Raw genomic sequence first — 12,641 nt, 5'->3', positions numbered from 1 at the left:
TTTGAAAGGACCGATGCGGATCGACAAGTTGGCTGCAACAGTGCGGAGCACCATGGATATCGAGGTCGGTCATGCCGGCCGGACACTGCGTCGCGATGACGCGTCATCGAGCGTGCTCCCCCGTCGCCCCAGGCGTAGCGAGGGATTCGTCGCCAGCCCGATGCCGTTCCCTGGCGTCAGTTCCACCACGTCGCTGTTGGCATCACATCCATGATGGTCCCCCAAGCCAGTTTCCAATTGTCCATGCTCACCAAGCGCGAGCAGGAGATCCTGCGCCTGATTGCCTGCGGCATGAGTTCGCTCACGATTGCCGCGGCACTGGGCATTTCCATCCATACCGTGCGCCAGCATCGCACCAATATGCGCAGGAAGATGGCCATGCGCCATCCGGGTGCGCTGATCCGCTATGCCATTCTTCATCTGGGTGAGCGCCGGTCGGACGACGCCAGCCACAGCCACGATCTGCTCAGCACGCGCGAACGCGAAATCTGCCGGCTGGTGGGAAAAGGCGTATCCAACGACGACATCGCCACGCGCTTGAGCATCAGTCCGCTCACCGTGCGCAAGCATCGCCAGAACGCGATGCGCAAGTTCGGCGCGCAGAGCACGGCAGATTTCATCCGGCGTGTTGCTCATGCCTTCGTCGAATGAGGCTTATCTGGGGCAGCCATGCGCAAGCGGCTCCCGCCTGCCATTGCGGCCACCGGACTTCGTCGCACTACTGGAGCCCAAGGGGCGGGACGGTGAGGCCTTGCCCGCAGGCGTGTGGGACACCGTGCTCTGTGTGCAAAGTCACTGCTGGAGTGCACAGGCGCGACTATTAGCCTGGTCCGCCGATACCGGCCGCGTCGCTGAAGTGTGGTTGCGCCATCGCCAAAGCGCGATGGCCATGTTCGCGCCACGCACGGAATTTCTGTTTTGGCACCGTGGCGCGCGCACGAACGCCCGCGTGCTTGTCGTGGTGTAACTCATCGCCGCGCGCAGGACGTACGCCATCGCCGTGTGCGATCGCACCATCACCGGCCTCTCACGAGCCGTCATCGCCGCGGCGATGCCAGTGTAGTCATGTCTGGCGTGAATGCTTGATGCTTGTGCGTCGCATCGATGCGCAAGCGCATGTGCATGCGCAGGCCATCCCCCTTTCCGTGTACGACGGTTTCCTACTCGCAAGAAACGATAGACGCAAAGTTTTGCGCGTTGCTAGCGTGGATAGCACAGACGGATAGACGTCTGTTCGTTGGCAAAGTCGCGGTGCTGGGGAGCGCCGCCTGCTGAACTCGCGGCGACGCATCGCTTGAGCGTGGTGTCGCTTCATCCGTATCAGAGATGGATTTTGTGCCGGGCTCGCAAGAGTCTCCGGCACGAGATCGCGTGTCGCCGCGCGCCAACGTCACCCCCTTTCATCCGTTCGCGCGCCGGTAGTGAACACCGGCCGTCCGATCCGCACTGGGAGTTCGCTTGGTGAATACGATCCACACAAGGGCATGGCAGATTTCGTCTTCCGCAGCCGCACTACGCCCGCCGCGCCTGGCCGCACTGGTGGTGGCGATGGCCGCCGCGCTCGCATCGAACGCACACGCTGCCGACAAGCATGCCGCCGCGCCTGCCGCACTCATGACGCCGGCATCCGTGCAGAACGCCGACCCCTACTTCAAGTCCGACGGCAACAACGACGGTTCCGATGATGCCGCGGCCAGTGGTACCAATGCGCTCGCCGCAGGTGCGTATGCGTATGCCGCTGGTGACTACAGCACGGGCATCGGTGCCTACAGCCAGATCGCCGGTAGCTACGGCACCGCACTGGGTTCGTTCAGCGCGGTCTACGGTACGGGCGGCGTGGCGCTCGGCTCACTGGCGGTCGTGAATGCCGACTATGCGATGGCGCTTGGCTACGGCAGCTTTGCTGGCGGCACGTCGTCGATTGCCATCGGCGGCTATGGCCAGATTCCTGATCCCACTGGTTCGACGCTGATCGATGCGGTGGCTAGCGTGGCCAGCGGCAACGCGGCCATCGCGATCGGCACCGGCGCCAACGCCGCCGCTGATTTCAATGTGGCCTTGGGCGCAGGCGCCTCTGCGATCGGTGAGCAATCGGTGGCCATTGGCCTGCAGGCAGAAGCGATGGCGCCGACCGCGGTGTCCATCGGTGGCTTCGCCACGGCGGCTGGTATTTACTCCACCGCCGTGGGTTATCAGGCCTATGCACCGGATGAACGCACCTCGGCGTTCGGCGTGGCCGCTCAAGCTTATGGACAGTCGAGCACGGCGCTCGGCCAGGCCGCGCTTGCCGGCTATCCCGGCATCGACTGGGGCTTTGCGACGGCTGTGGGCTCTAACGCCCAGGCGACCGCGAATTTCGCCACGGCGCTTGGCGCAAACAGTTTTGGTCTCGGCGATTACTCGGTGGCGCTGGGTACCGGCTCCAATGCCAACAGCGCGTATTCGATTGCCTCCGGTGCGTATTCGCAGGCCAATGGCGTGGGCAGCATCGCCTTGGGTACCGGTGCAGAGGCAGGCGGCATTCGTCCGCCGGCGCCGGGTGATGGCGGCGGCGATGGCGGTGATCCGTGCTGGATCTGTTCGGTCAACGGTGGCGTGCACACCATGGGTGGCATCGAGAACGCCGACTACGCCGTGGCCATCGGCAATTACGCGCAGGCCTTCGGCTCCGGTGGGCTTGCCCTGGGCAGCTACGCGCAGGTCACGGGCAACAACAGCGTGGCGTTGGGCGCGGGCTCGGTGGCCGATCGCGATAACGCGGTGTCGGTGGGCGCCTCCGCGGCGTGGATGAACTACAACGACGGCTCGAACCATGAAGCGTTCGATCGCCAGATCATCAATGTGGCCGCCGGTACCGAAGACACCGATGCGGTCAACGTGGGCCAGCTCAACCAGGCCATCGCTGGTGTCACCGGCTCGGGTGCGAACGGCAGCGACATGGCTACCGCGCTCGGCGGCGGCGCATCATTCACCAACGGCACGTGGAGCGGTCCGAGCTACCGGATCCAGAACAACGCCTATAGCAACGTCGGTGACGCATTGCAGGCGGTGGATCAGTCGCTCACCGGTGCGTGGCAAAGCCTGAGCCAACTGCAGCAGACCGTGGATGGCTGGAAGTCCGGCGGCGGCGCGCCGATGGGCTCGGGCAACGGCCTGGCCGTCGGCAATGGCAGCATCGCCACCGATGGCCGCGACACCGCCATCGGCACAGGCGCCAAGATCGGCGCGGACGGCAGCACGGCGGTAGGCAGCAACGCCACCATTGCTGCGAATGCGACCAATGCCGTCGCCGTGGGCGCGGACAGCAATGTATCCGCCGCGTCGGGCACAGCGCTCGGCCAGGGTGCATCCGTCACTGCGCAAAACAGTGTGGCTTTGGGCGCCAATTCGGTGGCGGACGAAGCGAACACTGTGTCCGTGGGCAGCGCCGCCAACCAACGTCGCGTTACGAATGTCGCGGCGGGCGTGAATCCAACGGATGCGGCCAACGTGAGCCAGGTCGATGAGGCCTTGCAGACGGCCAAGACGTACGCGGATGCCGGCGACTTGAAGACGCTCAATGCAGCCAATGCGTATACCGACAGCAAGATGGCCAATAGCGTGAGCCGCTCGGACTTCGACAGCTTCCGCAGCCAGGTCAACGATCGCTTCACCGATGTGAACCGCCGCCTCGATCGCGTGGGCGCGATGGGCACCGCGATGGCGCAGATGTCGGCCAGCACGTCGGGTCTCTCCGGCGAAAACCGGCTCGGCGCGGGCGTGGGCACGTATGGCGGTCAATCGGCGATCTCGGTGGGCTATCAGCGCGCCTTCGCCGGCAATCGCGCCAGCTTGTCGGTGGGTGCGGCCACCTCGGGTTCGGAAACCTCGGTCGGCATCGGCGGCGGTTTGAGCTGGTAACGCGCAAGGCGAGGCTGCGACCTCGCCTTCTTTCTGCAAGGTTTACTCGGGGAATCACCATGCATGCATTGAATCTGTTTCGCTTGACCGTGCTTGCCGCGGCTGTCGGCTGCGGCGCGTCGCACGCCACCGATCCATCCACGCCGGTCACGCCCAGCAAGATCAGCGTGAGCGGACTGAAGGATGCGGGCAGCTATGACCGCTTCATCGTCACCTATCGCGATGGCAGCACGCAGCGCGCTTACGCCAGCATGGCGACGCAGGCCGTGACCGCCGCGGTGTCGCGCAGCAATCTGCGCAACGCCGTCAACACCAATACGCCGCTGGCAGTCAGCTGGAAGCGCAAGCTGGCAAGCGGATCGGATCTGATGAAGACCGGCCGCAAGCTCAGCCGTGCCGAAGCGACCTCGCTGATGCAGCAGATTGCCGCCGATCCATCGGTGGTGCACGTGCAGCCCGATCTCATGATGAAGCCGATCGGCAGCCTGAAGGCACCGCTGCAGGCTGGCAAGACTTTGGTCAAAGCTGCAGATGCCGCGACGCCTGACGACCCGTATCTGTCCTCCTATCAGTGGGACTTCATCGATCCCGTCGGTGGCGTGCGCTTGCCGGAACTGTGGTCGGATTTCCCCCAGGTCGATGGCCATGGCATCACGGTGGCGGTGATCGATACCGGCATCACGGCGCACAACGATCTGGATACCTCGCTCGCCAACCAGGGCTACGACTTCATCAGCGATGCCTTTGTCTCCGGTCGCGCCACCGATGATCGGGTGCCGGGCGGCTGGGATCTGGGCGACTGGACCAATGCCGATCCGTACACCACTTGCACCGACAATCCCGAAGCCAGCAGCTGGCACGGCACCAATGTGGCCGGTGTGATCGGCGAGTTGAGCAACAACGGCCTGGGCATGGCCGGCATGGCGCCGGGTGTGCACGTGATACCGGTGCGTGCGCTGGGTCATTGCGGCGGCTACACCTCCGACATCGCCGATGCGATCGTCTGGGCCTCGGGCGGACACGTCGATGGGATTCCAGACAATGCGAATCCCGCGAAAGTGATCAACATGAGTCTCGGTGGCGGCGGTGCGTGCAGCGACGATCCGGTGACGACGGCGGCGATTGCCGGCGCCATCGGCCGCGGTACGACGGTGGTGGTGGCCGCAGGCAATTCCGCTGACGACAGCGCCAACTACACGCCGGCGAGTTGCCCGGGCGTGATCACGGTGGCGGCCACCGGAGCCAATGCCAAGCGCGCGTATTACTCCAACTACGGTGCCGGCGTGACGCTCGCGGCTCCGGGTGGCGGCGTATTCAAGAACGGCGCGGCCGGCGGCGACCAGGACTATCCGAACGGTTTCGTCTGGGCCGCGTACAACGCCGGCACCACCACGCCGGTGTTGCCTGCCAACGGCGGTTCGATCTACGCCGGCATGGCCGGTACCTCGCAAGCCACGCCGCATGTCACCGCGACGGTGGCCTTGATGCAGGGCGCTTATGCCGATGCCAACGCCGGTGCGGCGCTGTCGCCTGCGCAGATCAAGAGCCTGCTGGTGTCCTCGGTGCGGCCGTTCTATGTGACCCCGGATCTGCCTATCGGTCCCGGGATCCTGGATACGCACGCTGCCGTCGCGCTCGCGCTGGGTGTGTCCTTGCCCGACTATCTGCAGCTCACGGCGGGCCAGACCCTCACCGGCCAGCAGGTGGCGGCTGGCGCCTCGCTGCTTTATGCGATCCCGGTATCGGCCGGTGCCAGGAATCTCTCGATCCGCATCCTCGGCGGCACGGGCGATGCGAGCCTGTTCGTAAAGGCGGGCCAGGCGCCGGCGACGAACGGCTCGGATGCGGATTTCAGTTCGCAGCGACCGGGCAATGCGGAAGTGGTAATGGTGCCGGCACCGCAGGCCACCACCTATTACATCCGCCTGCTGGCCGTGAAAGACGTGGCCGCCGCATCGGTGTTGGTCACCTATACCTCGCCGTAAAGCCTGCAGCACCCTCGCCGCGCGAGCGGCGAGGTTTCGCGGAGGAGCGCACGCCGCCTCCCGGAATCGCCGGCACTACTGCGATGCCCCTCGCTAAGACGTCGCAGTCTGCGCAAAACCCCGCCTGGCCGGCATTCCGGGGCTTTTTTCCGCGAGCCAAGGGCAGCGTCGGTCCTCGAGTCTCCGATGCCCGCCGCGCTTCGGCCGGTCCCCGCTGGAGTGGCTGTAAACCGCCAGGCGCTAGAATGGCGGCATGCATATCTTCAAAGAATTCCATATTGAGGCGGCCCACCGCCTGCCGAACGTGCCGCCAGGCCACAAGTGCGCGCGCCTGCACGGGCATTCGTTCCGTATCCAGATCCACGTCGAGGGCGAACCCGACCCCACGCTCGGCTGGGTGATGGACTTCGCGGACGTCAAGGCGGCCTTCGCGCCGCTGTTCGACCAGCTCGATCATCACTACCTCAATGACATCGAGGGGCTGGAGAATCCCACCAGCGAAGTGCTGTGCCGCTGGATTTTCAAGCGCTTGCAGCCGGCCCTGCCGGGCCTGGACAAGGTGGTGGTGCATGAGACCTGCACCTCGGGAGCCAGTTGTAGTCGTGACAGCTTTTGACGCGTCGCAATAATTGAGCGTTTGACTGTAACAGGCTGGTAATGTTGAATTTTTCATGACACCTCCCCGTGTTCAGGAAAAATATATTGCAATGCACAAAATGACTTGGTAGGGTAGCTTCCACTACCCCAATCCCGTCGAGGGACCAAAGTCATGACGCAGCAACTGAATTCCCAGGTTTTTGCCTACGCCAAGCAGTTTGCCGACAACGCCTTCAAGGCCCAGTCGGTGGCCTTCAAGGGCCTGGAGCAGGTCGCCGAACTGCAGCTCCGCGCGCTGGAAAAGCAGTCGGAAGCTGCGGCTGACTTCTTCAGCGGTGCCCTCGAAACCCGCGATGTCGATGGTTTTCGCGTCCTTTGGGAAAAGGCAGCTGCCGCCGGCCGTGAAAACGCCGAGCGCGCCGTCGCCGTCACCCAGGAAATCATCGCCGTGACGCAGAAGACCGCCGAATCGCTCAGCGCGCTCGCGCAGGAACAGCAGCAGGCTGCCAATGACGCCGTGGCCGCTCCGGTCGCCGCCGTCAAAAAGGCCGCTGCCGCCGCTGGCGCCAAGTAAGACCGCTTAGCGACGCAGCGCTTCTTCCCCCCTGTTGCGTCTAAGGGCCGGACGGTTGTCCGGCCCTTTTTCTTTCGTGAGTTCTCACGACGCCTGCCGGTTTTGTGAACAGATCGGCCTCCGGACAAGATGTCGCGCCAGCCGCGGCTTGTCGCTGTAAATGCCTCGCTGATATACTTTTTGGGATTGGACCGTGGCCCGCAGCTGGTTCGGTGCCGCCTTGAGCGAAGCCGCGCGGGAACATCACGTGATCAACAGTCTTGCTTCCGGTCGTCGTCTGGCACTGCGCATGATTTTGCTGCAGCTCGCCGTGGCGGTGGCCGTCGGTCTCACCTTCCTGATGCAGGGGCCCCGCGAAGCCGTGGCGGCCGCTGCAGGCGCCACGCTGGTGGCGCTGGGTTCCGCGCTGCTGGCGTGGCGCTCCTTCAAGGGATTGGGTGGGGGAGGCACGGCCATGTGGCACGTGATGTCAGGTTTGGTCCTGAAGTGGATCGTGATCTTCGGAGGGCTGATCGCGATCCTGGGTCAATGGAAATTACCGCCACTAGCTGCCATCACGGGGCTGGTGGCTGCTTACGCAATAAATCTGCTGGCGTTCAGATTCAAGGGCTAACACATGGCAAGCGAGCCGCAGGGCGGACTAACTGAATACATCCAGCACCATCTTCACCACTACACGGTGAGTCTGGGTGATGGCGACTTCATGAAGATTCACGTCGACTCGCTCGTCGTGTCCTTCGTGCTGGGCGCGCTGTTCTGCCTGTGGTTCTGGCTGAAGGCCCGCAAGGCAACCTCGGGCGTGCCGTCCAAGGGCCAGGCCTTCGTCGAGATCATCGTGGAGTTCGTCGACACCCAGGTGAAGGACACCTTCCACGGCGACCGCCGCACGGTGACCCCGCTGGCGCTGTCGATCTTCATGTGGGTCGTGTTCCTGAACACGATGGACTTGCTGCCGCTGGACGCGCCTGGCTTTGCCGTCAAGAGCCTCGCCGGTGCCGAAGCCGCGCATCACACCTTCTTCCGCTGGGTGCCCACCGCCGACATCAACACCACCATGGGCCTGGCCCTGGCCGTGTTCTTCATCGTGCTGGCGCATGGCATGAAGGCCAAGGGCGTGGGCGGTTTCGGCTGGGAACTGATCACGGCGCCGTTCCATGCGGACAACGTGGTCGTCAAGATCATCCTGATGCCGTTCAACCTCGCGCTCAACGTCATCGAATACCTGTCCAAGCCGGTCTCGCTCGCCATGCGACTGTTCGGCAACATGTACGGTGGCGAGCTGGTCTTCATGTTGATCGCGGGCCTGTTCGCAGGCTGGCTCAGCTTCCTGCCGGGCGTGCTGTTCAACTCGGTGTGGGCGATCTTCCACATCCTGATCATCCTGCTGCAGGCGTTCATCTTCATGATGCTGACCATCGTGTACATCGCGACGGCGCGTGAGCATCACTAAGGTTCGCTTTACTCCAAGTTTCGCTTCATCTTTCTTGTTCTAACCAACAACCCGTTATCGATTCACAGGAGAACACCATGGAACTCATCGCACACGTGCAGGGCCTGACCGCCATTGCCATCGGCATCATCATCGGCCTCGGCGCTCTGGGCGCTTGCTTGGGTATCGCCATCATGGGTTCCAAGTTCCTTGAGTCCGCCGCACGTCAGCCGGAGCTGGTGCCGCTGCTGCAGGGCCGCATGTTCCTGCTCGCCGGCCTGATCGACGCTGCGTTCATCATCGGCCTGGCCGTGGCGCTGCTGTTCGCCTTCTCGAACCCGCTGATCAGCGCCCTGCACTAAGCCTTCGCTTGGCCGCGAGGCCGATCGGAGCGGGTTATGTGGTGTCGCGGCGGATCTAGAGCCGCGACTTCACGTCAACTTCAACGTGTTCGGGAGTATTTGGAAAGCTCATGGATATCAATCTGACTTTCCTGGGCCAGATGGTTTCTTTTGCCATCCTGGTCTGGTTCACCACCAAGTTCATCTGGCCGCAGCTCAATCACGCGATTGAAGAGCGCCAGAAGAAGGTTGCCGATGGTCTGGCCGCCGCTGAAAAGGCGCGCGCCGAACTCAAGGACGCCGACGCCAAGGTGGCCGTCGAGATCAAGCAGGCCCGTCAGCAGGCCAACGAGATCATCGAGCGTGCGCAGCAGCAGGCCAACCAGATCGTGGACAAGGCTCGCGCCGAAGCCGTGACCGAGGCCAGCCGCCTGAAGGCTGCCGCTGCCGAGGAAATCGTCAGCATGCAGCAGCGTGCGCGCGAAGAACTGCGTGGCTGGGTCGGCCGTCTGGCTGTCCAGGGCGCGGAGAAGATCGTGCAGCGCGAAGTCGACGTCAACGCCCACAAGGCGATGCTCGACCAGCTCGCGGCCGAGATCTAAGCCATGGCACAGGCAATCACCCTCGCCCGTCCGTATGCGCGTGCCGCCTTCGAGGTGGCCCACGCGGCCGGCTCGCTGGGCGCTTGGTCGCAGGCGCTGGCCTTTGCCGCGGAAGTGGCGAAGGACTCGCGCGTGGCCGGTTTCGGCAACGATCCGCGCGTGACGGCGGACCAGCTGGTCGCGTTGCACCTGCCGCAGGGCATGGCTGCCGACGCGCCGTTTGCCCGTTTCCTGGGTGAGCTGGCCGAGCACCGTCGCATGGCGCTGCTGCCGGAAATCGCCGCGCTGTACGAGCAGTACAAGCGCGAATCCGAATCGCAGCTGTTGGTGAAGGTGACCAGTGCGTTCGCGCTGGATGCCGCCCAGGCTGAACAGCTGAAGGTGTCGCTGAAGCGTCGCTTCAAGCGCGAGATCGAACTGGAAACCCAGGTCGACGCCTCGCTGCTTGGCGGCGTGGTGATCGATACCGGCAGCGAAGTGATCGACGGTTCGGCCCGTGGACGCCTGGCGCGCATGACACGCGCTTTAACGGCGTAAGTATTTAAGCGAAGTCCGTTTCGCGAAGAGCCGCCGCCAGCGGCAGGCTCTTCAAAAAAGACTCAAATCTCAGGATATCGACCCATGTCCAGCTCCACCTTGAATCCGTCCGAGATCAGCGAACTGATCAAGACCCGCATCGAGCAGTTCAAGCTCGGCGCGGAAGCACGTAACGAAGGCACCATCATCAGCGTGTCCGACGGCATCGTGCGCATCCACGGTCTGGCCGACGTGATGCAGGGCGAAATGATCGAACTGCCGGGCAACTCCTATGCGCTGGCGCTGAACCTCGAGCGTGACTCGGTCGGCGCCGTGGTGCTGGGCGAATACCAGCACCTGCGCGAAGGCGATACCGCCAAGACCACCGGCCGCATTCTCGAAGTGCCGACCGGTCCGGAGCTGCTGGGTCGCGTAGTCGATTCGCTCGGCAACCCGATCGACGGCAAGGGCCCGCTGAACGCCAAGACCAGCTCGGCCATCGAAAAGGTCGCGCCGGGCGTGATCTGGCGCAAGTCGGTCGACCAGCCTGTGCAGACCGGCTACAAGTCCGTCGATTCGATGATCCCGATCGGCCGTGGCCAGCGCGAGCTGATCATCGGCGACCGCCAGACCGGCAAGACCGCGCTGGCCATCGACGCGATCATCAACCAGAAAGACTCCGGCATTAAGTGCATTTACGTTGCCATCGGCCAGAAGCGTTCGTCGATCGCCAACGTGGTGCGCAAGCTCGAAGAGAACGGCGCGCTGGCCAACACCATCGTGGTGGTGGCTTCCGCTTCCGAGTCGGCCGCGCTGCAGTACATCGCGCCGTATTCGGGTTGCGCCATGGGCGAGTACTTCCGCGACCGCGGCGAAGACGCGCTGATCATCTATGACGATCTGTCCAAGCAGGCCGTGGCCTACCGCCAGATCTCGCTGCTGCTCAAGCGCCCGCCGGGCCGCGAAGCCTATCCGGGCGACGTGTTCTATTTGCACTCGCGTCTGCTCGAGCGTGCGGCTCGCGTCTCCGAGGAGTACGTCGAGAAGTTCACCAACGGCGAAGTGAAGGGCAAGACCGGTTCGCTGACCGCGCTGCCGATCATCGAAACGCAGGCCGGTGACGTGTCCGCGTTCGTGCCGACCAACGTGATCTCGATCACCGATGGCCAGATCTTCCTGGAAACCGACCTGTTCAACGCCGGCATCCGCCCGGCCGTGAACGCCGGTATCTCGGTGTCGCGCGTCGGTGGCGCCGCCCAGACCAAGATCGTCAAGAAGCTGTCCGGCGGCGTGAAGCTGGCCCTGGCGCAGTTCCGCGAGCTGGCTGCGTTCGCGCAGTTCGCCTCGGACCTGGACCCGGCCACCCGCGCCCAGCTGGACCGCGGCCAGCGCGTGACCGAGCTGATGAAGCAGGCGCAGTACGCGCCGCTGTCCATCGCCGAACTCGCGCTGTCGGTGTACGCCGCCGAGAAGGGCTACCTCGATGACCTGCCGGTCAACAAGGTGCTGCCGTTCGAGAAGGGCCTGCACGCGTTCATGCACCAGAACCACGGCGAGCTGATGAAGAAGATCGTCGCCACCGGTGACTGGAACAACGACATCGAAGCCACCTTCAAGTCCTCGCTCGACGAGTACAAGAAGACCGGCAGCTGGTAAGCAATAAAGGGTGTACGGCCGTCCAGACGGCCGTACCGCACTCCGGTCGATCGGCCGGGATCGCACTAACCCAGATAGGTTGAGGCAAACGTGGCAAGCGGACGCGAAATCAAAACCAAGATCAAGAGCACGCAGAACATGCGCAAGGTGACGCGCGCGCTCGAGATGGTCTCGGCCTCGAAGATCCGCAAGGCGCAGGATCTGATGAAGGCTTCGCGTCCCTATGCGCGTGCCATGCGCAAGGTGATCGCGCACGTGGCCCAGGCCAGCACCGACTTCAGCCATCCGTTCCTGCTGGAGCGCGAGAAGGTGCAGCGCGTCGGCTTCCTCGTCGTCAGCACCGATCGTGGCCTGTGTGGCGGCCTGAACTCGAACCTGTTCCGTCGCCTGCTGCCGATCATTCGTGAGTGGCAGGACAAGGGCGCGGAAATCGACGTCGTCGCCGTCGGCCAGAAGGCCACCCAGTTCTTCCGTCGCATCAAGGGCGTGAACCTGATCGGCAGCGTCACCCACCTGGGTGAGAAGCCGAAGGTGGAAAGCCTGATTGGTGTGATCAAGGTCATGCTCGACGCGTACACCGAAGGCAAGCTCGATCGCGTGTTCCTCGCCCACAACGATTTCATCAACACCATGACGCAGAAGCCGGCAGTCCATGCGCTGCTTCCGCTGCCGGTGGTGGCGCAGGAAATGGTCAGCGGCGAAGGCAAGCCGAACTCGCCGGATTTCCCGGTGGCGGGCCTCAAGCTCGAGCAGAAGCACGACTGGGATTACATCTACGAACCGGATGCCGCGACCGTGCTTGAGCACGTGCTGGGTCGTTACATCGAGTCGGTGGTGTATCAGGGCGTGCTGGAAAACCTCGCCAGCGAGCATGCCGCGCGCATGGTCGCGATGAAGAGCGCATCGGACAACGCCAACAAGGTGATCGGCGAACTGACGCTGATTTACAACAAGGCGCGCCAGGCTGCGATTACCCAGGAAATTTCGGAAATCGTCGGCGGCGCAGCGGCGGTATAAATGCGATCGTCCTTGATCGCGAAG

General features: G+C 63.7%; 12 protein-coding genes. All 12 read left to right on the top strand.

Going from position 1 to position 12,641, the window contains the following annotated elements; all coding sequences use genetic code 11:
* Positions 1–210: 210 nt before the first annotated feature.
* The 12 genes from AC1DMY_RS12265 to atpG all read left to right on the top strand — a co-directional run bounded on the left by AC1DMY_RS12265 (position 211) and on the right by atpG (position 12,617).
* On the top strand, positions 211–651 hold the full coding sequence (locus AC1DMY_RS12265; RefSeq protein ID WP_477165232.1) for a LuxR C-terminal-related transcriptional regulator: 441 nt from the start codon (positions 211–213) through the stop codon (positions 649–651).
* A gap of 810 nt (positions 652–1,461) precedes the next feature.
* Complete coding sequence (locus AC1DMY_RS12260) at positions 1,462–3,900, top strand: YadA family autotransporter adhesin (RefSeq protein ID WP_477165231.1); 2,439 nt, start codon at positions 1,462–1,464, stop codon at positions 3,898–3,900.
* A gap of 59 nt (positions 3,901–3,959) precedes the next feature.
* Positions 3,960–5,885: a S8 family peptidase gene (locus AC1DMY_RS12255; RefSeq protein WP_477165230.1), complete on the top strand. Its 1,926-nt coding sequence runs from the start codon at positions 3,960–3,962 to the stop codon at positions 5,883–5,885.
* 253 nt (positions 5,886–6,138) lie between these two features.
* A complete protein-coding gene (gene queD, locus AC1DMY_RS12250; RefSeq protein ID WP_441601949.1) occupies positions 6,139–6,501 on the top strand; it encodes a 6-carboxytetrahydropterin synthase QueD in 363 nt (120 codons plus the stop codon).
* 153 nt (positions 6,502–6,654) lie between these two features.
* The gene (locus tag AC1DMY_RS12245) at positions 6,655–7,056 is read left to right on the top strand and encodes a phasin family protein (RefSeq protein WP_477165229.1); all 402 of its coding nucleotides are present in this window, start codon (positions 6,655–6,657) and stop codon (positions 7,054–7,056) included.
* Between the two features lie 220 nt (positions 7,057–7,276).
* Positions 7,277–7,669 (top strand): hypothetical protein, encoded by a 393-nt coding sequence (locus tag AC1DMY_RS12240; protein WP_441601951.1) that lies wholly within the window; start codon positions 7,277–7,279, stop codon positions 7,667–7,669.
* 3 nt (positions 7,670–7,672) lie between these two features.
* Positions 7,673–8,506 (top strand): F0F1 ATP synthase subunit A, encoded by an 834-nt coding sequence (atpB, locus tag AC1DMY_RS12235; RefSeq protein WP_477165228.1) that lies wholly within the window; start codon positions 7,673–7,675, stop codon positions 8,504–8,506.
* Between the two features lie 77 nt (positions 8,507–8,583).
* A complete protein-coding gene (gene atpE / locus AC1DMY_RS12230) occupies positions 8,584–8,847 on the top strand; it encodes a F0F1 ATP synthase subunit C (RefSeq protein WP_046971224.1) in 264 nt (87 codons plus the stop codon).
* Positions 8,848–8,957: 110 nt separating this feature from the next.
* Positions 8,958–9,428: a F0F1 ATP synthase subunit B gene (locus tag AC1DMY_RS12225; protein WP_477165227.1), complete on the top strand. Its 471-nt coding sequence runs from the start codon at positions 8,958–8,960 to the stop codon at positions 9,426–9,428.
* Between the two features lie 3 nt (positions 9,429–9,431).
* Positions 9,432–9,965 carry a F0F1 ATP synthase subunit delta gene (locus AC1DMY_RS12220; RefSeq protein ID WP_477165226.1) on the top strand — a complete coding sequence of 178 codons (534 nt, stop codon included), beginning with the start codon at positions 9,432–9,434 and terminating at the stop codon, positions 9,963–9,965.
* 84 nt (positions 9,966–10,049) lie between these two features.
* On the top strand, positions 10,050–11,600 hold the full coding sequence (atpA, locus tag AC1DMY_RS12215; protein WP_441601955.1) for a F0F1 ATP synthase subunit alpha: 1,551 nt from the start codon (positions 10,050–10,052) through the stop codon (positions 11,598–11,600).
* 90 nt (positions 11,601–11,690) lie between these two features.
* A complete protein-coding gene (gene atpG, locus AC1DMY_RS12210; RefSeq protein WP_204634670.1) occupies positions 11,691–12,617 on the top strand; it encodes a F0F1 ATP synthase subunit gamma in 927 nt (308 codons plus the stop codon).
* Positions 12,618–12,641 lie beyond the last annotated feature (24 nt).

Source organism: Dyella sp. 01L423 (genome assembly GCF_056399945.1).
Note: the sequence above shows the minus strand (reverse complement) of the source record. Positions and strands in the feature narration are given on the sequence as shown.

Bases quoted from the DNA above. Each gene is read 5' to 3' on its own strand.
- AC1DMY_RS12245 (WP_477165229.1), top strand. From the start codon at position 6,655: ATGACGCAGCAACTGAATTCCCAGGTTTTTGCCTACGCCAAGCAGTTT.
- AC1DMY_RS12255 (WP_477165230.1), top strand. From the start codon at position 3,960: ATGCATGCATTGAATCTGTTTCGCTTGACCGTGCTTGCCGCGGCTGTC.
- atpE (WP_046971224.1), top strand. From the start codon at position 8,584: ATGGAACTCATCGCACACGTGCAGGGCCTGACCGCCATTGCCATCGGC.
- atpB (WP_477165228.1), top strand. From the start codon at position 7,673: ATGGCAAGCGAGCCGCAGGGCGGACTAACTGAATACATCCAGCACCAT.
- AC1DMY_RS12265 (WP_477165232.1), top strand. From the start codon at position 211: ATGATGGTCCCCCAAGCCAGTTTCCAATTGTCCATGCTCACCAAGCGC.
- AC1DMY_RS12220 (WP_477165226.1), top strand. From the start codon at position 9,432: ATGGCACAGGCAATCACCCTCGCCCGTCCGTATGCGCGTGCCGCCTTC.
- AC1DMY_RS12225 (WP_477165227.1), top strand. From the start codon at position 8,958: ATGGATATCAATCTGACTTTCCTGGGCCAGATGGTTTCTTTTGCCATC.
- atpA (WP_441601955.1), top strand. From the start codon at position 10,050: ATGTCCAGCTCCACCTTGAATCCGTCCGAGATCAGCGAACTGATCAAG.
- queD (WP_441601949.1), top strand. From the start codon at position 6,139: ATGCATATCTTCAAAGAATTCCATATTGAGGCGGCCCACCGCCTGCCG.